Here is a 738-nt window from a genome sequence, read left to right as displayed (position 1 = left end):
GGCTCACCGTGGCCGTCTGAATGTATTGACTAATATCATGGGTAAATCTTACAAATCAGTATTCTCTGAATTTGAAGGTAAGACTTACGCTGATGATCCTGAAGTAAACTTTGGTGGTGACGTAAAATACCATTTGGGCTTTTCATCTGAGGTCAAAACAAACGATGGCAAATCTGTCCACTTAAGTTTGGCTCCGAACCCTTCGCATTTGGAAACTGTAGATCCAATCGTTGAAGGTATGGTCCGTTCTAAGATTGATTTCAAATACGAAGGCGACTCTTCTAAAATTGCACCGATCATCATTCACGGTGACGCAGCAATTGCTGGACAAGGTGTAGTCTACGAAGTAACCCAAATGTCCAAACTCGATGGTTACAAAACTGGCGGTACGGTACATATTGTCATCAACAACCAGATTGGATTTACAACGAACTACAAGGATGCGCGTTCTGGAACATACTGTACAGACGTTGCAAAAATCACTTCTTCACCCGTGTTCCATGTGAACGGTGATGATGCTGAAGCGGTAGTTTATGCAATTAATTTAGCGGTTGAATACCGTCAAAAATATAAAACAGACGTATTTATCGATCTGTTATGTTATAGAAGATTTGGACACAATGAGGCTGATGAACCAAAATTCACGCAACCATTGTTGTATAAAATCATCGAAAAACATCCGAACCCGAAAGAAGTTTACGCTAAAAAATTAATTACTGAAGGAAGTATTGACGAGGC

At 40.1% G+C, this 738-nt stretch carries 1 protein-coding gene; it reads left to right on the top strand.

The annotated features are described in order from the left end of the window. The coding region (locus B2X72_RS05915) for a thiamine pyrophosphate-dependent enzyme (protein ID WP_286848584.1) at window positions 1–738 on the top strand (738 nt) is incomplete at both ends.

This window comes from Sphingobacterium sp. UBA7253 (assembly GCF_002472745.1).
GTDB classification, from domain to species: Bacteria; Bacteroidota; Bacteroidia; order Sphingobacteriales; family Sphingobacteriaceae; genus Sphingobacterium; species Sphingobacterium siyangense.
The sequence above is the reverse complement of the archived record's forward strand: the minus strand, read 5'-3'. Positions and strand labels throughout refer to the sequence as shown.